22 protein-coding genes are annotated in these 21,136 nt (G+C 70.4%); 21 read left to right on the forward strand and 1 reads right to left on the reverse strand.

Annotated elements, in window-relative coordinates; translation table 11 throughout:
• Positions 1-6 precede the first annotated feature (6 nt).
• The 6 genes from AC3X7Z_RS07130 (at position 7) to AC3X7Z_RS07155 (ending at position 7,155) form a co-directional block, all read left to right on the forward strand.
• Positions 7-486 carry a flagellar hook assembly protein FlgD gene (locus AC3X7Z_RS07130; RefSeq protein WP_489975469.1) on the forward strand — a complete coding sequence of 160 codons (480 nt, stop codon included), beginning with the start codon at positions 7-9 and terminating at the stop codon, positions 484-486.
• Between the two features lie 24 nt (positions 487-510).
• The gene (locus tag AC3X7Z_RS07135) at positions 511-1,350 is read left to right on the forward strand and encodes a flagellar hook protein FlgE (RefSeq protein ID WP_489975470.1); all 840 of its coding nucleotides are present in this window, start codon (positions 511-513) and stop codon (positions 1,348-1,350) included.
• A 133-nt stretch (positions 1,351-1,483) separates the two neighbouring features.
• The gene (locus AC3X7Z_RS07140) at positions 1,484-2,833 is read left to right on the forward strand and encodes a hypothetical protein (protein ID WP_489975471.1); all 1,350 of its coding nucleotides are present in this window, start codon (positions 1,484-1,486) and stop codon (positions 2,831-2,833) included.
• A gap of 56 nt (positions 2,834-2,889) precedes the next feature.
• Positions 2,890-4,482: a hypothetical protein gene (locus AC3X7Z_RS07145; RefSeq protein WP_489975472.1), complete on the forward strand. Its 1,593-nt coding sequence runs from the start codon at positions 2,890-2,892 to the stop codon at positions 4,480-4,482.
• Positions 4,475-6,703, forward strand: coding sequence for a hypothetical protein (locus AC3X7Z_RS07150; protein ID WP_489975473.1), 2,229 nt, complete (start codon positions 4,475-4,477; stop codon positions 6,701-6,703). Before AC3X7Z_RS07145 ends, AC3X7Z_RS07150 begins: the two co-directional genes overlap by 8 nt.
• On the forward strand, positions 6,700-7,155 hold the full coding sequence (locus tag AC3X7Z_RS07155) for a hypothetical protein (RefSeq protein WP_489975474.1): 456 nt from the start codon (positions 6,700-6,702) through the stop codon (positions 7,153-7,155). Before AC3X7Z_RS07150 ends, AC3X7Z_RS07155 begins: the two co-directional genes overlap by 4 nt.
• A gap of 1,193 nt (positions 7,156-8,348) precedes the next feature.
• Here AC3X7Z_RS07155 and AC3X7Z_RS07160 read toward each other — a convergent pair.
• Positions 8,349-8,852: a hypothetical protein gene (locus AC3X7Z_RS07160; RefSeq protein WP_489975475.1), complete on the reverse strand. Its 504-nt coding sequence runs from the start codon at positions 8,850-8,852 to the stop codon at positions 8,349-8,351.
• Positions 8,853-8,998: 146 nt separating this feature from the next.
• Between AC3X7Z_RS07160 and AC3X7Z_RS07165 the strand changes: the two genes are divergently transcribed.
• From AC3X7Z_RS07165 to AC3X7Z_RS07235, 15 genes are all read left to right on the forward strand, one after another.
• A complete protein-coding gene (locus tag AC3X7Z_RS07165) occupies positions 8,999-10,042 on the forward strand; it encodes a hypothetical protein (RefSeq protein WP_489975476.1) in 1,044 nt (347 codons plus the stop codon).
• A 263-nt stretch (positions 10,043-10,305) separates the two neighbouring features.
• On the forward strand, positions 10,306-10,839 hold the full coding sequence (locus tag AC3X7Z_RS07170) for a DUF6199 family natural product biosynthesis protein (RefSeq protein ID WP_489975477.1): 534 nt from the start codon (positions 10,306-10,308) through the stop codon (positions 10,837-10,839).
• Between the two features lie 140 nt (positions 10,840-10,979).
• A complete protein-coding gene (locus AC3X7Z_RS07175) occupies positions 10,980-11,249 on the forward strand; it encodes a flagellar FlbD family protein (RefSeq protein ID WP_489975478.1) in 270 nt (89 codons plus the stop codon).
• Entirely contained in the window at positions 11,249-12,022 is a 774-nt protein-coding gene (locus AC3X7Z_RS07180; protein WP_186339860.1) for a motility protein A, read from the forward strand. Before AC3X7Z_RS07175 ends, AC3X7Z_RS07180 begins: the two co-directional genes overlap by 1 nt.
• A gap of 18 nt (positions 12,023-12,040) precedes the next feature.
• Positions 12,041-12,925 (forward strand): OmpA/MotB family protein, encoded by an 885-nt coding sequence (locus tag AC3X7Z_RS07185; protein WP_489975479.1) that lies wholly within the window; start codon positions 12,041-12,043, stop codon positions 12,923-12,925.
• Positions 12,922-13,356 (forward strand): flagellar basal body-associated FliL family protein, encoded by a 435-nt coding sequence (locus AC3X7Z_RS07190; protein WP_489975480.1) that lies wholly within the window; start codon positions 12,922-12,924, stop codon positions 13,354-13,356. Before AC3X7Z_RS07185 ends, AC3X7Z_RS07190 begins: the two co-directional genes overlap by 4 nt.
• Before the next feature lie 37 nt (positions 13,357-13,393).
• Entirely contained in the window at positions 13,394-14,359 is a 966-nt protein-coding gene (locus tag AC3X7Z_RS07195; RefSeq protein WP_489975481.1) for a flagellar motor switch protein FliM, read from the forward strand.
• Complete coding sequence (gene fliN, locus AC3X7Z_RS07200) at positions 14,356-15,114, forward strand: flagellar motor switch protein FliN (RefSeq protein ID WP_186339864.1); 759 nt, start codon at positions 14,356-14,358, stop codon at positions 15,112-15,114. Before AC3X7Z_RS07195 ends, fliN begins: the two co-directional genes overlap by 4 nt.
• Position 15,115: 1 nt before the next feature.
• Positions 15,116-15,610 (forward strand): flagellar biosynthetic protein FliO, encoded by a 495-nt coding sequence (locus AC3X7Z_RS07205; protein ID WP_489975482.1) that lies wholly within the window; start codon positions 15,116-15,118, stop codon positions 15,608-15,610.
• Positions 15,607-16,497: a flagellar type III secretion system pore protein FliP gene (fliP, locus tag AC3X7Z_RS07210; RefSeq protein WP_489975483.1), complete on the forward strand. Its 891-nt coding sequence runs from the start codon at positions 15,607-15,609 to the stop codon at positions 16,495-16,497. Before AC3X7Z_RS07205 ends, fliP begins: the two co-directional genes overlap by 4 nt.
• A gap of 6 nt (positions 16,498-16,503) precedes the next feature.
• Positions 16,504-16,773, forward strand: a complete 270-nt coding sequence (gene fliQ, locus AC3X7Z_RS07215; protein ID WP_186339866.1) for a flagellar biosynthesis protein FliQ — start codon at positions 16,504-16,506, stop codon at positions 16,771-16,773.
• A 3-nt stretch (positions 16,774-16,776) separates the two neighbouring features.
• Positions 16,777-17,541, forward strand: coding sequence for a flagellar biosynthetic protein FliR (locus AC3X7Z_RS07220; protein WP_186339867.1), 765 nt, complete (start codon positions 16,777-16,779; stop codon positions 17,539-17,541).
• A 3-nt stretch (positions 17,542-17,544) separates the two neighbouring features.
• Entirely contained in the window at positions 17,545-18,744 is a 1,200-nt protein-coding gene (locus AC3X7Z_RS07225; RefSeq protein ID WP_489975484.1) for an EscU/YscU/HrcU family type III secretion system export apparatus switch protein, read from the forward strand.
• Between the two features lie 69 nt (positions 18,745-18,813).
• Complete coding sequence (locus AC3X7Z_RS07230) at positions 18,814-20,859, forward strand: flagellar biosynthesis protein FlhA (RefSeq protein WP_489975485.1); 2,046 nt, start codon at positions 18,814-18,816, stop codon at positions 20,857-20,859.
• Positions 20,856-21,116, forward strand: a complete 261-nt coding sequence (locus AC3X7Z_RS07235) for a hypothetical protein (RefSeq protein ID WP_489975486.1) — start codon at positions 20,856-20,858, stop codon at positions 21,114-21,116. The genes AC3X7Z_RS07230 and AC3X7Z_RS07235 overlap by 4 nt, the downstream gene beginning before the upstream one ends.
• Positions 21,117-21,136: the final 20 nt, after the last annotated feature.

The following is a 21,136-nucleotide window of genomic DNA, read 5'->3' on the forward strand; positions in this document are numbered from 1 at the left end:
GGAGTCGTGTCGATCTCCGCCACCGAGGCGTCGACCACCGCGACCACCGCATTTCCCACGGGAACGTCGACGTCACCGGCGTCCGCCGACGACAAGCAGATGTTCCTGGAGCTGATGGTCGCGCAGCTGCGCTACCAGGACCCGCTCAACCCGACCGACTCGAGCGCGTTCCTCGCCCAGTCGGCGCAGTTCACCGCGCTGGAGAAGATGCAGGACGTCTCCGACCGCGTCGGTGCGCTGCTGGGCTCGCAGATGGCCTTCGGCGCCGGCGCCATGGTCGGCCAGCAGGTCTCGTGGATCGACGCCGACGGCGTGACCACCCACTCCGGTGCCATCGCCGGGGTCACCTTCGGCGCGCAGGGCCCCGTCTTCGAGATCGACGGCGCCCAGGTGCCGCTCGCCCAGCTCCTCTCCGTCGGCACGACCACCTCGTCCGGCACCACCCCCGGAACCACTCCCGAGTCCACCGACCCCACCACGGCCTGAGGCCGTCACCGAAAGGACCGCACCATGCTCCGCTCGCTCTTCTCCGGCATCAGTGGCCTGCGCGCCAACCAGACGATGCTCGACGTCACCGGCAACAACATCGCCAACGCCAACACCGTCGGCTTCAAGGCCTCCACCACCGTCTTCCAGGACACGCTCAGCCAGGTCATGCGGGGCGCCGCCGCGGCCGGCAACGGCAACGGCGGCACCAACCCGATCCAGGTCGGCCTGGGCGTGCAGGTCGCCGCGACCCGCGGCAACTTCACCCAGGGCTCGGCGCAGGCCACCGGCTCGGCCACCGACCTGATGATCCAGGGCGACGGGATGTTCGTGCTCGGCTCCGGTGACGAGAGGGTCTACACCCGCTCGGGCGCCTTCACCTGGGACAAGGCCGGCAACCTGGTCTCCGCCAGCGGCAAGAAGGTGCAGGGCTACGCCCCCGGCGCCACCGGCGGCGCCCTGGTGGACGTCAACCTCGACGCCCTCGCCGCCAGCCTGCCGGCCGGCGTGGAGATGACCTCCTACTCGATCGGCAGCGACGGCGTGGTCCGCGGCACGTTCTCCGACGACGTGCAGCGCGACATCGCCGTCGTCGCGGTCGCCGACTTCACCAACCCGGCCGGGCTCGAGCGGGTGGGCGAGACGGCGTTCCGGGCCAGCGCCAACTCCGGCGCCCCCGAGCTCGGCGTCGCCGGGCAGGGCAGTCGCGGCGACCTCGTGGGCGGCGCCCTCGAGATGTCCAACGTCGACCTGTCGGCCGAGTTCACCAACCTGATCCTCGCCCAGCGCGGCTTCCAGGCCAGCTCGCGCGTGATCACCACCTCCGACCAGGTGCTCGAGGAGCTCGTCAACATCAAGCGCTGAAAAGCAGCAATCTTTAGGTGTCTCCTCCTCGTTCGAGGAAGGGCGTGTCGTAAGCGTTATTCCCGGAATGTCGGTTGTCTCTGTCAAGGTCATCTCACAACGACCAGGCAGCAGTCTGAGGCAGGGGAAGCGCGTGACCCGCGTGCAAGTAGTTCAAGGCGGCACATGGGATGCCGAGGTCATCAAAGGAGACCTCGGCATCCCACCGCTCGACCTCCGGCCAGTCCTATCTCCAGTCCTGCTCGTCGACGGCCGCATCGAGCCGGACGCGACCCGGTGGCTCTCCGAGGTCCACGCGCGCACTGACGGCACTGCTACGGCTCAGTCGTACGGCGACAGCCTTGCGGCGTGGGTTGCTCACCTCCTCCGTCACAACACGAACCTGCGCGGCGCCACCCGCGACCACTTCATCGAGTACGTGAAGGTCCGCACGGTTGATTCAGACACCCGGGTCGCGGGTACCACCTGGCAACGCGACCGCACCGCGATCAAGCAGTTCCACACATGGCTCCGCGAGATGTACGGCATCGCCATCCCTTTCACGCTCACCACTGTCCAGACCCCACGCGGTCCGGTGGAGTCGATGCAAGAGGGGCGAGGCGTCCCATCCTCGGCTGCCTCCGGCACCCCTCTGACCCCATCGCAGATCCCTGACCTGTTGGCGGCCGCGTGGCGCATGAGCCCGAACGGCACCCTCGGCGACACACTGGTCGGTGGCCGCGACGCCGCCTTCATCGGTTTGGGACTGGCGTGCGGGGCTCGACTCAACACCCTCACGCACCTCACCGTTTGGGAACTCCCCGACCCCTCACAGCCGGGTGACCTGATCGAGATGCGCCTGCCGGGAGCCATCGTCAAGGGCCGACGCGAGGTCCGCCTGCCCGCGTTCCGGGCACACCTCAAGCACGTTTGGTCCTACGCACACCCCACCAGCGGTTCGCGCAACCTGCTCCTCAAGGACTGGCGACCCAAGGACCCCATCCGCGTCGCGGACGTACACAACACGTCCGGCCGCTTCTGGGGCATCACCGACGACCAAGGACGCCAGCACGCCTTCAACGAACTCAAGCCCGACGAACGTCGACGCCTCGTCACGCGAGAAGGGCACTCGCCCCTCCTGTTCCTCACGGCCTACGCCGGTGGACCCTTGTCGCGCGACAGTGCGCAGGCCATCACGGGGGACGTCTCTCGCATCGCCGAAGACAATGCCCACTTGAACGACACCTCGTTCCCTCACGTCCACACTCACGACCTGCGACACACCTACGCCACACACCTCGCCGCGGCCTTCATGCTCGGCGTCCCAACGAGCAACGACCGCGACATGCATGGCAGGCCCCACCGTGTCGACATCGGCAACGCCATCCAGATGGCCTCGATTGGTTTAGGGCACCTCAACGAGGGGACGACGGCGCTTTATACGCAGCAGATCGGTCTCATGGTCACGCGGCACACCCTCGGCGACTTCCTCGGGCGGTCTTGATGCCGAGTCGAAGCGACCGCGAGGTCCCACGCCGTAAGACCGCCGACGACGCTGGCGTGCATATCAACTTCGTCACCCAGGCCGAAGTGGTCGACGGCTTCATCCTGATTCACACCAGGGGGACATCGCAGCCTTACCGCCGGGCAGTCCTCGACGGCCCGGCCGGTCTGCAACTCACTGAATCACTGTTGGATCACCTCCACATTCGCGGGGGCACATGGACCTCGTGGGCGACGTTCGACAAGCAACGCTTGTCGTGTCAGACCTTCCTTCGCTGGCTGCGCGACGAGGCTGCGATCGACGATCTGACGAGTCCTGAGTTCACGCCTGCAATGGCGTGGCAAGGAGTGTCCGCCGTGGGTGGGTCCGGCGGTCGGCAGCGCAACTTCCGCACGTTCCTGGCTGAAACGCTCCGGAGTCTGCGGACCGACCACCAAAGCCACCGGTCGCTACTGCACGGACGGTCGCTGCCGGTGGAGCAGTACGACTTGGAGGGTTACGCGCCCGATGTGACCGATGCCATCGAACGGGTCGCGAAGGTGCACGTCGGACGATGGTTCGTCCGCCACCAGGAGGCCGTTCGCGAGGCACTCGGTGACCTGCCGCGCGACTGGATGCGCCTCCCGGCGGAGGACCTATGCGGCGATGCCGCGCTATGCCCAGGTCTCTTCGTGGTCACCCACCAGGAAGTTGCTGCGGCGATGGTCTTGCTGAGCCTGATTGACGACAAGGGTCCGAACCTCTCGGTCATCCACTCGCACACCAGTGACTCGGTCGAGGCCGCCGGGGATGACGCGTTCGTCACGAGCGTCAAGGCGCGCAACCGCCAGGTGCTCCACACACCTGCACCCCGGGGCGGCCTGTTCTCGTACGCGGGGCTGCTGGAGTTCGTCACTGCCGCGACGAGGGTGGCCCGGCACTACCGTGACGACGGATCCGACTTCGCCCGACTCCTCTTCGTCGCCACGGGTGGCACGAGAGTGACAACCGCCCAGCAGGTCAACGGATGGTGGCGCAGCACCGCTGCAGAGTGGCCAGACCCAGACATCCCTCGGCCCGACACCCTGTCGTTTCCACGGCTTCGCAAGGCAGCACTCCTGCGCGGCAAGAAGCACGCACGGGTCGTGGTCGGTCAGAGTCGACGCACCGCTCGGCTCTACCTCGCTGACGCTCTCCCAGACGTCATCCTCATCCCCGGACTCGTCGACACCCAGAACAGCGTGACGGACTACTGGCGCACCCAGATGATCCCCACTCGATCCGACGATCAGGAGGCGGCCGACGACCTCGTGGCCGCCGCGGCGGTGTTGGACGTGGGCGTCGCTATGTGTGCCAGCAACGGGCAGTCCCCGACCGACAACGACAAGCCGTGCGGGCTCGGACCTGTTGCCTGCTTCGTGTGCCCCAACGGGTACCGCACGCCCGAAGTCATCCCCGGACTGGTCGCTGCTGTCGAGTTCACCGACGGCATCCGGAAACACGAGCCCCACGAGTGGGTCTCCGGCGAAGCCCCCGTCCTCAACACGTTGGCCCGCAAGTCCCTCGATCAGTTCCCTCAACCTGTCGTGGCGGCCGTCAGTCGCGACGACGTCAACAACGCCCGCGTCCTCATCGCCTGCGTCTACATGGAAGGCCGCCGACGTGACTGAACAAGCCCTCGCCCCACAGGTGCGCTCGCTCGCCGTTCAAGGCGCCATCGACACCCTCGGCGACCACATCGACGTGCGTGACCTGCTTGACGACGGCCACCGCATCAGCACGCCCATCCGCTACTCGGATGAGCGCTGGGACTTCGCTGGGTACCCCTTCGTGAACCAGACGGTCACCTACCTCGACTTCGCTGACGTCCCGGCCCGCTGGCGTCCTGCGGTCAAGGACTGGGTCCTCATGCGACTCAACCCCGAACTCGCGCGCTCGGGCGACTCAGGCCTCCACGTCGGCGTAGCCATGGCTGAGGTCGCCTCCCACGAGAAGCCCCTCAAGGTGCCCAGCGCCGCGGCGTACATCCACGCAGTGGGTGCCAGCCTCACTGTCATCGACCGGCTGGCCCACCAGCGGCTGGAAGCAGCCGAGTGGAACCAGTTCGCCACGACCATGCGGGCGACCTACCCCAACGCGACGGCTGCGACCCTCGCCGGGTACGCCCGACCTCTCATCTCGCTGTGGTCCTACCGGACCGTCGTCGGACTGCCAGAGGACCTGTTCGGCGGCACCCCTTTTAACGGGCGCACCGTCGAGAAACTGTTCAAGGTGCCGGACAGGTTCCAGAACGGCACCAGGCCCAATGCCGAACTGTGTGGGCCGCTCCTTGGTCTGGCGCTGTTCATGCTCGACCACTGCGCGGAGGACGTCCTGACCCGCCTCGATGCGCTCGCAGCAGTCCCCGACCGTTCAGGGCTGAGCCGCGATGACCAAGACGAACACGTGCTCGCCGTCCTTCGGGACTACGAACGTAGCGGCCGTGCCTTGCCCGCCCTCCCTGACCTCAAGACGGGCGAACTCAGCGCTTCGTGGGGTGTGTTTGTGCGATTGGCTGGGTGCTCCAACAAGGTGATGCGGAACCCCGTGGGACGCTCGGGCAAGGAGTTCAACCGGCTACGCCATGAACTCCCCATCTCGACCCGTGAGGACGGCTTCGACCTCGGCATCACCGAGGTCCCAGATGCATCAGGCGCGCTCGTGCCCTGGGTCGACGCTCTGCCCGCCAGCAAGTTCCGCCTCGGCCTCGACCACTGGGTACCTGCGCTCGCCTACGCCTGCGCCCTCACGATCACGATGCTGACCACCGTCCGCGACCGAGAACTCGCGGCGCTGCCCCATGACTGCCTCCGCTTCGACACCTACGACCGAGGCGACGCGGACGTCCCAGTCGCCCGCATGTCCGGCTTCCTCGTCAAGAACCGGGACACCCCTGTGCCCTCAACGTGGGTCATCTCCGATGACGTCGTGCGAGCCGTCACGGTGCTCCACCGCCTCAAGGCCGCACTCGGCCTCGAACCCAAGTTCCACCCTCAGACCGGCCGCGAAGTACTCCTGCACCCAGACCTCGGCCGCGCACGCGGCGCGGAGAAGGAGCAGGACACCCTCACCCTGCAACTCTCGTGGCTCCGCTGGTTCCGCACCTCCGGCGCGCACCTTGCCGAACGCGGCATCGTGCCGCCCCTCCCCGACCTGCCTGCGTGGCTGAGCCACCGCACGCTCAGGATCACCGGCATCCAGTCCTACGCCAGCCAGACCTGGGGCGACGCCCTCGCAGCCGCACAAGCGCACTGGTCGAACCGCACGGTCGCGGAGGGCTACCTCGGCCACCTCCCACGCTCGGTCTACCTCGCCGACCCCGACGCGATCGAGGAGGCCGTCGAGGCCGCTCGCACCGAAGCCCTCCTCGACATCGCGGCCACCGTCGACGCCGACCCCACCGAGGTCGCAGGAGGCGGCAGCAAACGGCTCCGGACCCTCCTCGACGAGACCAAGGCGCTCGACCTCGCCACCGGCGCCGTGACCCAACGCCAGTTGAACGTCCTCGCGCGCCAGACCGAGCACGTCTTCGTTGGCGAACTCACCGTCTGCGTCCAAGGTCCAGGCGGCCTGTGCGGGAGCGAGGACGAAGCCGACTGGCTCCTGTGCCGCCCCTTCAAGTGCAAGAACTCAGCCATGACCCGCGCCCAACGAGCCCGACTCGAACTGCGACGACGCGGCTGGGCCCGACGCGACGGCGTCTTCCAACGCGCCCGAACCAAGATCGACGAGGACGCCCCCGACCTCGAAGCAGAGTTCGCCTCCCTCGACGACGACGCCGTCCGCAACCTCGTCATCAACGACCTCCCCTTCCCCATCGCCCGCGCCGCACAAGAGGAGCCCACCGCATGACCACCAACCGCGAACTGGCCCAAGCCCTCGCCGAAGCCCTCCGCGAGGAACAGGTAGCCGTCCCCACCCGCGCCCTCATCGCCGCTGTCCTGATGAGCGCACGCGGGGGCGCCCCCACCCGGCTCGGCATGTCCAAGGTCGGCGGCTACTCCTACGGCAGTTCACAGACCCACTACAGCGACCTCCTCGCCGCACTCTGTGAGCGTGTTCCCCACCTCGTCGCCGAGATGGCCGACGACGTCGTCGACCCTGCCGCAGCCGCCCGGCTCCGCGACGACCTCCAGCAGCGCGATACCTCACTAGCCGCACTCCGTGCAGACCATGCCGCCCTCACCGAACGCCACGAACACCTCCGTCGATACGCCCTCGCGGCACACGAGCGCCTTCGAGCCATCGAGGGCGACCAAGGGCTCGAAGAGGCGCGCGTGCTGCCCTTCCAGCCCATCGGCTGAGGGCTGAATCCCGAGAGGCCACGCACGGATCTGCCGAGATGCGTATGCGGCTTAGGCCTAGTTTCCGCAGTCAGCCCATCCGTCGGTCCACCATCCGTCGTCGTGCTTCGCGACCTTGAAGGTGCGGACGACGGTGCCATCAGTGTCCAGTCCGTGGATGCGCGGAGCATTCGCGGTCCCTTCCGACACGAGCGTGAGGCCGCCGGCAAACGGCGCAACCGCCTCCTCGGGCGACGGCTGTCCGGGTCCGCCGTAGTCGATGAGCGTCTGACGAGTACGGGTGCAAGGGAGTGACACCCCTGAGGAAGCCTCAGACTCGTTCGCAGGCTCGGCGGCTTGACCATGGCCGCAACCGCAGGTGAGGAGGAGGGCCAGGGCACAAGCCCCCCGCAGTCGTTGAGTCTGCATAACGCCCCTCCTCGAATAGGCGTTGGACGCTACGGTCCCATCCGCCGTTCCAGCAGCGGATCACCAATCTCTGTGCCTGCCACGCGGCCAGACGTCCGGATCTGCCGCGATGAGTGCGTCCGTGTTCGCCCAATAGGCCACTGATGGCGCCGGATTCCGGCATGCGGCGTGCGGGCCCGTCGCTGCTTCGCGGGCGCTCCCGACGGAGCGCAGTCGGCGTAGTCTTGTGCGCATGGCGGGGCACGAGGACCCAGAGGCCGTCACCGCGGAGGTTCTCGCTGACACAACGCTGATGGCCGCAATTCGGGAGGGCCTGTCCGACGCCGAGGCTGGCAGGACCAGCACGCACCAACAGGTGGTCGACGAGCATGTACGACGCAGAAGCGCTAGGGACGAGGTCGTCCCGCCCGCCGAGCACTAGATCGCGGGTGTCCGGATCGGCCGCGATGGGCTCACACAGGGCTGGCTGCGAGGCCTCCGGCTTCGGTTCTACCAGGGCCGTCGGTCCTCTGACCCATACTGACTGTGGTGGATCGGTCCACGGTTGACAGGTGGACTGCGCCACCCAGCGTTGTCGCGTCGAGGGCCGGTGCTAGGGCTCTCGACGTTGACCGCGTGGGTCCGGGGCGCAGTGGTAGGCGAACTGGATCATCCCGAGTGGCCCGAGCCGTCGTTGCAGGCGGCTCGGGTCACTTTCATGGGCGCATCCTCGTCCTCCTCGGCCGGGGTTGCGTGAGCGGCCAAGTCCTCGATCGGAGGCGAGCCGCGAGCCGGTCTGGGCTCGGTTAGAGCGGGGACCGCCGCAGTGCGGCAAGCATGTCGAGCGCGTCCTCCGAGGGTGGCCCGCCGGGATCAGCCTCCAACGCAGCAGCCTTCGCCGGAGGGAAGCCCAGGCCGATGTACCGCGCCAGCCGGTGACGGGGGACCAGCCGCTCCATCGCCCACGCGTGCACGATGTCGAAGCCTTCGATCGACATCCGCCGGTGTACATGAGCCTCGACGGCGTCGTAGATGACGATCACGTCGATGAGGCCTCGCCCTGCTCTGGTCAGGCTGATGGCTTGGTGGATGGTGATGTTTGTCAGCGCCCACAAGACGTGTGCGGCTGGCTCGTGCCAGTACCAGTAGCGCATCTCGGGAGTCGTCTCCAGCACATGCTGATGCAGCGGCGCCACGACGCCCACCTCCACCGGCGGCAGCACAGCGCTGAGCCGGACCGCGTCACGCGGTTGGAAGCCAAGGTCTCGCAGCACCTCGACCGGCCACGGGATCTCGATCTCCTCGATCACGGTCGAACCTCGCCAGCGTCACTAGATGGGCGTCGCTCGACCATGCGACCTGTACGGACGACCGTAGCCACCTCTCCCGACACCCCACCACTGGATGACGAGGTGTTCGCCCACGGGAGCCCCCGATGTCGCATACGTTCTGTCACATGGGGGCGGAACGAATCGAGGACATCGGGCTCGCAGTCGAGCAGTACGACGACCTCAATCAGCAGTTCTTCACCGGTCAGCACGCCCCCCACGTCTTCCTCCGTCACCGCCTGCAAGGGGCCATGCTCGTCGCGCACGGAGGCGAGCACGTCCAGGCGGCTCTCGACGCTGGCCTGAAGGTGGGCGAACTGGAGAGCCGCGGCGACATGGGTGGAGACGACGTCACCGACGACGACCGATCGCTGTTTGTCGCACTCGAAGCCATCGTGCTGTTCCACCATGCCGCCGAGACCCTGCTGCGCCTCCTCATCGCGTTGGAGAACGACGCGCTCTGCCCATGGCTGGAGGTCGCTCGCCTCAAGCAGCGGGGTGTCTACCCTCAGCGACTGCGCGACCTCCGCAAGCGACTGTTCGAACCACACACCCAGGACAACCTCGCCAAGGTCTTCTACTACCGACAGGACCGCAACACCCTCCCCCCTGACACGAGCGAGGAGGCATGGGTCTCCGCCATGGAGGGGCTCACGATCCTGATCGGCGAGTGCTGCGACCGCCACGACCGCGAGGCCAGCCTGTACAACTCCGCCAAGCACGGCCTCAGTGCTGTCCCCGGCAACGCAGCCATGCAGATGCTGTCGCAAGACGACCCGGCCAACCCGTTCTTGTCCAGCACGGGCCCCTCGATCACCCTCCTCGAAACGGTCATGAACGACAAGGCGGGACGCAGCCAGTGGCAGCAGACCACCCACTGGATCCCAGCGGACCGCAGGCTGGCCCTCACCCACCTGGTGATCGACCAGATCGAGAACCTCTGGACCGTCGCTCGCCTCCGCTACACCAACCAGACCGGCAAGCATCGCGTCAAGCCGCTCCAGCGCGAGACCATCTCCGCGCTCCTGTCCCCGCCGCAGGACGATGACGGCCCCGGGTACTCGTTCTCGGTCCTGTCGATGGGCATGCCGCTGCTGTACGTCCAGGAGACGCCGGACATCAAACGGCGAGTCGAAGCCGCTGCCAACCGAGCCAAGCGACGTCGGCGCTAGACCCATCCAGTCGGCCGCGCAGTCGCACCCTCAAGGTGCTTGGTCGGCGGCCGATACTAGAGACAGGTTTGATGCTCCGAGCACTGTGAGGGGTCTTCAAACGGCAGAGACACCCTCGTTCTCAACGGACAGAGGAGACACCCCTGACATTCCGGCAGAAGCGCTGACGACCGCGGTGGCCGGGCGGCCCGCTCGCCGCCCGGCCACGGGGGTCGGTCGCGGCGGGCGTTTGGCCCGCCGGCGTGGGGGGAACGGTGCGGGTCATGATCGCCGTGCTGTGGCTCCTCACGATCGTGCTGGTACTCCTGACGGTCATCGATCCCCGCAGGCTCTGGTACGCCACGACCGCCTGGCAGTTCAGGCACCCGGAGGCCAACGAGCCGTCCGCGGCGGTGTTCGCGCTGGGCCGGGTCGTGTCGGGAGTCGCGGCCGTGGTCGTCGGCCTGGCCGCGCTGGTCTCGACGGCCGGCGCCGCCGCACCGCTCAGCCAGGACCGGCTCGACGCGGCGGGCCGCAACGCGGCCAGCGAGCTCGCCGGCCCCTACTTCAAGTACGGCACGCCCGGGGTCGAGCGGGTCGCGAAGGCGCTCGGACGCGGTGACGTCACGGTGACCGAGGCCGGCACGGTCACCGAGGACTCGGCGTTCGGCGCGCCCACCCCCACCACCGACCGCTTCGAGCTCGTGAGCGCCGAGGACGCCTCCATCGCCGGCTGCCTCGAGGTGTCCTACGAGGGCGGCCTGTTCCAGGACGCGGACGTCGACGTCGACGTCGAGTACTCCTCCGGCGCCTGCTGACCCCGCTCACTGCACGTCCCACTCCGCGTGGGCGAATTTCCCTCCCGCGCTTGTCTCAGGTCGGGCGCCCGGGGACCGATGGGGGAGTCGAGGCCCACGGACGGGCATCGCGTTCTCTCGCACAGGGATGGTGCACCGACATGATTGTGTTGACCCGGCTCTCCGGCTCCGCGTTCGTCCTGAACGCCGACCTGATCGAGCGACTCGACAGCACGCCGGACACGGTGGTCACCCTCGTCGACGGCAAGAAGTACGTCGTCGCCGAGGGCCTGGCCCAGGTCGTCGACCTGGTCCGCGCCTGGCGCGGCGGCATCATCGCGGCCAGCACCGGAGGCGAGGCCCACGCCTGCGCGCAGCGCGCCCACCTGGCCGCCGTGCCCAGCACTGTCGCGACGGGAGCGGAGGACTGATGGATCCGGCAACCCTGATCGGGGTCCTGGCGGGTCTCGTCATCATCGTCGTCGCCAACGTCATGGAGGGCGGCGACCCCACCAGCCTGCTGCTCGCCCCGCCGATGCTGCTCGTCCTCGGCACCACGCTGATGGTGACGATGGCCGGCGGCACGATCCCCGACGCCAAGCACGCACTGGTCTCGCTCAAGACCGCCTTCACCGCCAAGGTGCGCCCGGCCGGCGACATCGTCCCGATGGTCGTCGCGCTCGCCGAGAAGGCGCGCCGCGAGGGCCTCCTCGCGCTGGAGGAGGACCTGAAGTCGGTCGACGACCCGTTCCTCGTCAAGGGGGTCACCCTGGCCATCGACGGCACCGACCCGGAGGAGGTGCGCGACATCCTCGAGGCGGAGGTGCGCGCCGGCAAGGCGCAGGGCAGGCAGTCGGCGAAGTTCTTCGCCGACGCCGGCGCGTACGCCCCGACGATCGGCATCGTCGGCACGGTGATGGGCCTGGTCCACGTGCTGGAGAACCTCGCCCAGCCCGAGGAGCTCGGCCACCTCATCGCCGCCGCCTTCATCGCGACTCTGTGGGGCGTGATGTCGGCCAACGTCATCTGGCTGCCCATCGGCAACCGCCTCAAGCGGCTCACCGAGCTCGAGGCGGCGCGCATGGAGCTCGTCATCGAGGGCGTCGCGGCCATCCAGGCCGGCGCCAACCCGCGGATCATCGCCCAGAAGCTGTCCTCCCTCCTGCCGGCCGGCGAGCAGCCCGCCGACGCGAAGGCGGCCTGACGTGTGCGGGGCGGCGTCGTGAGCGCCGGGTCGCGCCGGCGTCGGGTGGAGGAGCCCGAGGAGCACGAGAACCACGAGCGGTGGCTGGTCACCTACGCCGACATGGTCACGCTGCTGATGGTGCTGTTCATCGTGATGTTCTCGATGAGCGTCGTCGACGAGCGCAAGTTCAACGCCCTCAAGGCCGGCCTCGCCGCCGGCTTCGGGGAGTCCACGTCGGTGATGACGGGCTCGGAGTCGATGCTCGAGCAGCCCGGCACGGCCTCGATCGCACCGGTGCGTGCCGAGAACTTCCCCGGATCCTCGCCGAGGGACCAGCGCGCCGAGCGGGCGCTGGCCGCCCAGGAGGCGCGGTACGCCGACGCGCGTGCCGAGCTCGCCCGGCTCGACGAGCTCGGCGACCAGCTCGCCCGGGCGCTGCGCCGCGCCGGGCTGGCCGACGACGTCACCCGCACCATCGACGACCGCGGCCTGGTGCTGAGCCTCACCTCGCGCCACGTCGTCTTCGAGCCCGACCGTGCCGAGCTCAGCGGTCGCGGCCGCCGGGTGCTCGAGGCCGTCGCGCCGGTGCTCCGCGCGAGCACCGAGGACCTGCGCATCGACGGCCACACCAACCAGGTGCCGGTGAAGCCGCGCTACTTCGCCACCGACTGGGATCTGTCCTCGGCGCGGGCGGTGACCGTGCTGCGCTACCTGCAGGAGGTCGGCGGCCTGCCCGGCGAACGCCTCAGCGCCGCGGCGTTCGGCCACGAGGACCCGCTCGTGGACCCCGCGCGGCCGGGGTCGCAGCGGGTCAACAAGCGGGTGGACCTCGTCGTCCTCTCCGCGCTCCCCGCCTCGGCTCGCGAGCTGCTCGACGACGTCGCGGCCACCCCTGACCCGACCACCGGAGGATCGTCATGAGCACCATGCTGGACCGGCCCACCGCGCCCGCGACCGAGACCGCGGCGCCGAAGCGGGGCAAGAACACGCTCGTCCTCGTCGGCCTGGCCCTGGCGCTGGTCGCCGCCGGCTGGTGGTTCCTGCTGAGACCCGGCGCGCCCACCGAGCCGGAGCCGGGCGAGGTGATGACGATGGAGCCGATCCAGATCAACCTCGCCGACGGCCACTACCTCCGCATCGGCGTCGCGCTCCAGCTCTCCGCCGACGCCCACGCGGCCGACGGCAGCAAGGCGCTCGACGCGACGATCGACCTCTTCAGCGGCGGGGACGAGGCCCAGCTGGCGAAGGCGGGCGAGCGCCAGAAGCTCAAGGACCGGCTCGAGGAGCGGCTCCACGAGGACTACCACGGCGACGTGCTGGAGGTGTACTTCACAGAGTTCGTCACCCAGTAGTCCTCAACTCGGTCCGGCCCGGGCCGATGGGTGGTGCGTGACCTCCCCGCCGCCCCGCGACGACCTGCGCCCCACCGTGCACTCCGGTGCCCGGTCGCGCCGGCGCGCCCGCGGCGGCGCGACACCGACGGCGTACGACTTCCGCCGGCCCGTGCAGCTGTCCCGCGAGCACGCCCGGCTCCTCCAGGTGTGCCTCGACCGGTTCGCGCGCCAGATGGCGACGGTCGTCACGTCCGCGCTCCGCACGGTGTGCACCGCGCAGCTGCTCGACGTGTCGGAGCGCACCTACGACGAGCACGTCGCCACGCTGGACGAGCTGACGTACGCGGTGACGATGAGTGCCGAGCCGCTGCCCGGGCACGCGCTGCTCGACGTGCCGCTGTCGTTCGTGATGAGCGCGATCGACCACATGCTCGGCGGCGCCGGCGCCGGTGTGCAGCCCCGGCGCCCGCTCACCGAGCTCGAGTCCGCCGTCGTGCACGACCTCGCGGTGCGGCTGCTCGACGAGCTCTCCCGCAGCCTCGCCGGCATCGTCGCGACCACACCGGCCCTCGTCGGCGTGGAGTACGACCCCCGGATGGTCCAGGCGGCCGCGCCCGGCGAGACGGTCGTCGTCGCCGCGTTCGAGCTCCTCGTCGGGGACCGCCGGCATCCGGTGACGTTGTGCCTGCCGCTCGTGGGCCTGCACCCCCACCTGGTCCGCGCCGCGGCCCCCGCACCGGTCACCGAGAAGCAGCGACGGCAGCGCTCCCGGGCGGCCGAGCTCGTCGACCGGCGCTTCCGGGACGTGCCCGTCGACGCCGTCGTCCGGTTCCGCACGTCCCACCTTCCGCCCGACGCCCTCGCCACCCTCGCCGTCGGCGACGTGGTGCGCCTCGGCCACGGCGCCACCGACCCGCTCGACGTCGTCGTCGGCGAGACCACCTTCGCCCAGGCCACGGCCGGCACCCACGGTGCCCGGCTCGCCGCGCTGGTCGTCGGCACGACCAAGGAGAACGCATGAGCACCCTGACCGTCCCCACCGCCGAGCAGGCCCTCGGACCCGTCACGGCGGCCGCCGCGGCCGCGGCCGGCGTGCTGCCGGCGCCGACGGCCCTCGTCGCGGGCACGCCGGCGCCCGGTGGCCCGGACGCCGCGGCGGGCTTCGCCGGGGCGGTCGTCGCCGACCTGCACCTCCCGGGCGCGCCGCGCATCGCCGTCCTGGTGGGCGCCGACCTCGTCGACGCCCTCGCCGCCAGCCCGCTCGGTGGCCTCGACCTGGCCGCTGCGACGCAGCCGGCCCTCGACGCCGCAGCCGCCGCGCTCGGCACCGGGTGCGGGGCGGCCCGCGAGGTCGCGACCGAGCTCGTCGGATCCGACGTCGCCGGGCCCGCCACCGCGGTCCCGCTCCTGGGCGGCGGCGTGCCGTGCGGCGCGCTTCTCGTGCCCGACGCGGTGATCGCGACGGCGGGTGCGCTCGCCCCAGGTGTCGCCTCCGCAGCCCCCGAGGAGGCCATCGCGCTGCCCGCCTCGCGCGGCATCGAGATGCTGTACGGGGTCGACCTCGAGGTCGCCGTCGAGCTCGGCCGCACCCGGATGACCGTGCGCGAGCTGCTCGCCCTCTCACCCGGCGACGTGCTGGAGCTCGACCGCGCCGCCGGCGGCCCCGCCGACCTGTTGGTCAACGGCCGCCTCATCGCCCGCGGCGAGGTCGTCATCGTCGACGAGGACTTCGGCCTGCGGATCACCGAGATCGTCGACGACAGCGCAGCGGGCTGACGTGCTCGAGCTGACCGTACGACTGGTCGCCTCCCTGGCGGTCGTCGTGGGACTCCTGCTGCTGCTCGCGCGACTGGTCGGCAAGCGCTACGGCGCCCGCCCCGGTGCCCCGGTGCAGGTCGTGCACCGCCAAGCGCTGTCGCGCAGCGCCTCCGTCTCGGTGATCACCGTGGGCGGGCGGGTGCTGGTCCTCGGCAGCACCGACCACCAGGTCAGCCTGCTCGCCGAGCTCGACCCCGACGAGCTCGACGGGCTCGACGGGCTCGACGGGGCGCTCCTCGACCACGAGCTGCCCGCCTGCGCCGTCGCCGAGGCACCCGCGCCGCGTCCGGTCGACGTCGCCGACGCCCGGCGCGGGGCACACCGCGCCACCCCCGCCGCACGACGTACGCCGTCCGAGGACGGCGCGCTGTCCGGGTCGGTCCTGTCCGGGTCGGTCCTGTCCGCGCAGACGTGGCGCCAGGCCGTCGCGGCCGCCACGGGCAAGGCGTCGTGAGCGCGCGCAGGCGGCTCGCCCGACTCCTGGCCCGACTCCTGGTCGCCACCGTCGCCTCGGCCCTGGGAGCCGTCGCCGTGCTGCTCGGACTGGGCGCTCCGGCGGCCGCGGCGGCCCCGGCCGCCGGCCCCGCGGCGACCGTGGTGGTCGCGGTGCCGATGACGCCCACGGCGCCCGACGGCCCCCGCGGCCCGCGCGCCCCCGACGGCCCCGGCGGCGGGGACAGCTCGGTGACGATCGACCTCGGTGGCCTCACCGACAAGCCCAGCACGCCGGTCACCGTCATCCTGGCGCTGTCGCTGCTCTCGCTGCTCCCGGCCATCCTGCTGACCTGCACGAGCTTCACCAAGGTCCTGGTGGTGCTCGGCCTGACCCGCAACGCCCTCGGCCTGCAGGGCATCCCGCCCAACCAGGTGCTCGCCGGGCTCGCCCTCTTCCTGTCGCTGTTCATCATGGCGCCGGTGCTGGGCCAGATGAACGACACCGGCCTCCAGCCCTACCTCGACGGCGACAAGACCGCCACCACGGCCTACGGGGACGGCGTCGAGCCGTTGCGCGACTTCATGCTCGACCAGACCGGCGACGACGAGCTGCGACTGCTGACCAACGTGGCCGGGCGCGACCTGCCCGCCAACCGGGACGACGTGTCGATGGCCACGCTCGTGCCGTCCTTCGTGCTCAGCGAGCTCAAGCAGGCCTTCATCATCGGCTTCATCGTCTTCATCCCGTTCCTCGTCATCGACATCGTGGTGAGCGGGGCGCTGATGGCGCTGGGCATGATGATGATGCCGCCGGTGATGGTGTCGCTGCCGTTCAAGCTGCTGCTCTTCGTCCTCGTCGACGGGTGGGGCCTGGTCATCACCTCCGTCGTGTCGAGCTATCGGTAGGCCGCCATGACCGACACCACCGTCATCAACATCGCCCTGCAGACCATGGTGGTCGCGCTGAAGCTCTCCGCGCCGATCCTGGTGACCTCGCTGGTCATCGGGTTCACCATCTCGCTGTTCCAGTCGATGACCCAGATCCAGGAGTTCACCCTCGCCTTCGTGCCCAAGCTGGTCGGGGTCGGGGTCGCGCTGCTGATCTCGGGCGGCTGGATGCTGCAGACCCTCGTCGACTTCACCGAGGACCTCTTCGACCTCATCCCCACGCTGCTGGGCTGAGCCATGACCCTGACCGTGGCGGGCGAGCCGCTGCTGGCCTACCTGCTGGCGTCGGTGCGCATCATCGCCTGGCTGGCCCTCGTGCCGCCCTTCGCCGGCCGCGCCGTCCCGCTCATGGCCAAGGTGGTGCTCTCGCTCGGCCTCGCCTTCGCCGTCGTGCCCTCCGTCGAGGGCGGCAGCATCCCCACCGCGACGGGCGGGCTGCTCCTGACCACGCTCACCCAGGTCGTCGTCGGCTCGGCGCTGGGCCTGGTGACCTACGTCCTGCTGGCGGCGGTCGCGACGGCCGGCTCGCTCATCGACACCTTCGGCGGCTTCCAGCTCGCCCAGGGCTTCGACCCGCTGTCGATGAACATGAACACCGTCTTCGGCAAGCTCCACCAGATGCTCGCCGTGATGATCCTGTTCGCCACCGGCGGCCACCTGCTGGTCCTCGGCGGCCTGCTGCGCACCTTCGACGTGCTGCCGCTCGGCGAGGTGCCGCGCATCGAGGGCGCCTCCCACGTGATGCTGACGGCGTTCGGCATGTTCTTCGTGACCGCCGTCCAGATCGCGCTGCCGCTCGTGGCGGTCCTCTTCGTCGCCGACCTCGGACTGGCGCTGCTCACCAAGGTCGCGCCGCACCTCAACGCCATCAACGTGATGTTCCCGGCCAAGATCGGCCTCACCCTGCTGCTGCTCGGCCTGTCGTTCCCGGTGCTCCCGGAGGCAGTGTCCCGCCTCGTCGACCTGGCCAACGAGGCCCAGTTCGCGCTCGTGGGGGGGTGAGCGATGTCGGAGGAGAAGACCGAGAAGCCCACCGCGCGCCGGCGCAAGGAGTCGCGCAAGGAGGGCCAGGTCCCGCGCACGCAGGAGCTCGGCGGGTGGCTGACGCTCCTGCTCGTCGCGATGGTGCTGCCGCCCCTGCTCGGCCGCGAGCTCACCGCCCTCGCCGAGCTGATGCGCGACTGCTTCAGCCACCAGGGGCGGGTCGAGGTCTCGGACGCCATGACCCTGCTCGGCCGCGGAGCCGAGCACGTGATGGTGACGCTCGTGGTGCTCGGCACCGCGGTGATGGTCGTCGGCGTGGCCGCCGCCCTGGCCCAGGGCGGGTTCTTCGTCGCGACCAAGTCGGTCAAGCCCTCGCTCAAGAAGCTCGACCCGATCCAGGGCTTCAAGCGGGTCTTCGGCCCGCAGGCGCTGTGGGAGGGAGCCAAGATGCTCCTCAAGAGCGCCGTCGTCGGCTTCGTGGCCTACGGCGCCGTGTCGGCCATCATGCCGCTGATCGGCGGTCTCGTGCCGATCAGCGCGGTGCTCGAGACGGTCCACGCCGAGGTGCTCGGTCTGCTGCGCACCGTCGCGGTGGCCGGGCTCGTGATGGCCGTCGCCGACTACGCGGTCGTGCGGCGCCGGATGGGCAAGAAGACCCGGATGTCCAAGCACGAGGTCAAGCAGGAGGGCAAGCAGACCGAGGGCGACCCGCTGCTCAAGGGGGCGATCCGCTCCCGCCAGCTGGCCGCCTCGCGCAATCGGATGATGGCCGACGTGCCCACCGCCGACGTGGTGCTCGTCAACCCCACCCACGTCGCCGTCGCCCTCACGTACGACGCCAACCGCGGTGCGCCGCGGGTGGTGGCCCGCGGCCAGGGGCTGGTCGCCCAGCGGATCCGCGAGCAGGCCTTCGAGCACGGCGTGCCGCTCGTCCGGGACGTGCCGCTGGCCCGGGCGCTCCACCGCTCGACCACGGTCGGACAGGAGATCCCCGCCGAGCTCTACGCCGCGGTCGCGCAGGTCCTCGCGTTCGTCATCTCCCGCCGCGCGTCCGGGGCGCGCGGCGGCGAGCACAGCAGCCCGCGGACCGAGACCGAGGTGCCGGACGCGCCGGTCGCGGGGCGTCGACGCCGGACGGTCGGACCCGCCACGCCCGTCGTGCCGGGACCGGCCGCCGCCAACCCCTCAGGTGCCGGCGTCGCCGGCCGATGGGAGGCGTGACGCCAGGACGGCGTCACCCGGTGCCACGGACGGCGCGACCTGCGTCAGCGACGACTCGAAAGGCACCCTGTGGCCTCCAAGCGACTGCTCCAGCTGGGTGTGCCCGCCGGCATCGTGCTCATCATCGTGATGCTGGTGGTGCCGCTGCCCGCGGTCGTGCTGGACATGCTCATCGCGTTCAACATCACCAGCGCCCTGCTGGTGCTGCTCGTCGCGATGTTCGTGCACAAGCCGCTGGAGTTCGCCGCGTTCCCCGCTGTCGTGCTCGTGCTGACCCTCTTCCGCCTGGCGCTCAACGTCAGCGCCACCCGGCTCGTGCTGCTCGACGGCTACGCCGGCAAGGTCATCGACACCTTCGGCCACTTCGTCGTCGGCGGCTCGCTGATCGTCGGGCTGATCGTCTTCGCGATCCTGCTCGTCATCCAGTTCGTCGTGATCACCAAGGGCGCCGAGCGGGTCGCGGAGGTGGGTGCGCGCTTCACCCTCGACGCGATGCCCGGCAAGCAGATGGCCATCGACGCCGACCTCAACTCCGGGCTCATCGACGAGGACGAGGCGCGGCGCCGCCGCCACGAGGTGCACGCCGAGGCCGACTTCTACGGCTCGATGGACGGCGCCTCGAAGTTCGTCAAGGGCGACGCCATCGCCGCGATCGTGATCACCCTCGTCAACCTCCTCGGCGGGTTCGCCGTCGGCATGGCGCAGCGGGGCATGACGTTCGGCGACGCGATCACCACCTACAGCCTGCTCTCGGTCGGCGACGGCCTCGTCTCGCAGATCCCCGCGCTGCTGCTGTCGACGGCCACCGGCCTCATCGTCACCCGCAACACCGGCGACTCCGACATGGGCTCCGACATCCTGCGCCAGCTCACCAACAACAAGATGCCGCTGCAGATCGCCGGCTTCGGCGCGCTCGGCATCTGCCTGATCCCCGGGCTGCCCAAGCTGCCCTTCGTCGTCGCCGGCGGGATCATGCTGCTGGCCTCGACGCGAGTGCCCCAGCCGGTCGCCGACGAGCCCGAGGCGGTGGCCGACCCGGCGCTGTCCGCCGGGCCCGACACCCCCGAGCTGCTCGCCGCCGAGATCCGGGTCGACCCGCTCGGCCTCGAGCTCTCGCCCGACATCATCGACCTCGTCGACCCCGCCAGCGGCGGCGACCTGCTCGACCGGGTCAAGGGGCTGCGCCGCAAGATCGCCGGCGAGCTCGGCATCATCGTGCCCCCGGTGCGCACCCGCGACAGCATCGACCTGCCCGCGAGCACCTACGCCATCCGCCTCTTCGGCATCGAGGTCGCGCGCGGCGAGGCCCCGCGCGGCACCGTCCTCGCCATCGGCGACCACCTCGGCGCCCTGCCCGGCCAGCCCACCCGCGAGCCGGTCTTCGGGCTCGAGGCGTCGTGGATCCCCGCCGAGCTGCGGGTGCAGGCCGAGCTCAACGGCGCCACGGTCGTCGACCGGTCCTCGGTGATCACCACCCACCTCGCCGAGGTCGTGGGCCAGCACGCCGCCCGCCTGCTGGGCCGCGAGGACGTCAAGACGCTGACCGACCTGGTCCGGAGCAGCCACCCGGTCGTGGTGGAGGAGCTGACCCCGGCACAGCTGAGCCTCGGTGAGGTGCAGCGCGTGCTGCAGGGCCTGCTCGCCGAAGGCGTCGCCGTGCGCGACCTGGTGCGGATCTTCGAGGCGCTCTCGCTCGAGGCGCAGGCCACCAAGGACCCCGACGTCCTGGTCGAGGTCGCCCGCGCCGCGCTCGGCCCGGCCATCGCCGCCCCGCATCTGACCGAGGGCGCGATCCACGTGCTGAGCTTCGAGCCGATGCTCGAGCAGCGGATGCTCGAGGCGGTCCGTCCCGGCGACCACGGCCCGGTGGTCGCGCTCGACCCGCTGGTCGCGCAGAGCGTGCTCGGCGAGCTGTCCGACCTGCGCACGGCCGCGGAGGAGCGCGGCCTGCGTCCGGTCGTGGTCTGCGCGCCCCAGCTGCGCGCGGCCGTACGCCGGATGGTCGCCCCGGCCCTGCCGAGCACCCCCGTCCTCTCCTACACCGAGCTCGCCGGCGCCGCGCAGGTCCGCTCGGCCGGGACCGTCACCGGCGACCGACTGGCGGTCACCGCGTGAAGCCGATCTCCGGGACGGTGCTGGTCGTCGCCGCGCTCCTGACCTCGCCGGCCCTGGCCGGCGCCGCGACCGGTGCCGTGCCGCTCGACGTCGCCCTCGGTCGCTACCTGCTCGTGACCGGGCTCTGCTGGGTGCTGCTCACCATGGCCTCGGAGTGGCTCTGGTCCGAGCCGCGCCCGGTCGCCGCCGCGGACCCGGCGCCCGCCGCAGCTCCTCCTGACGCCACCGCCACGGAGCCCGACCCGGAGCGACCCTGACCCGGTGACCGGGTGCGGGG

It is taken from the genome of Nocardioides sp. Z24_21 (assembly GCF_058134345.1).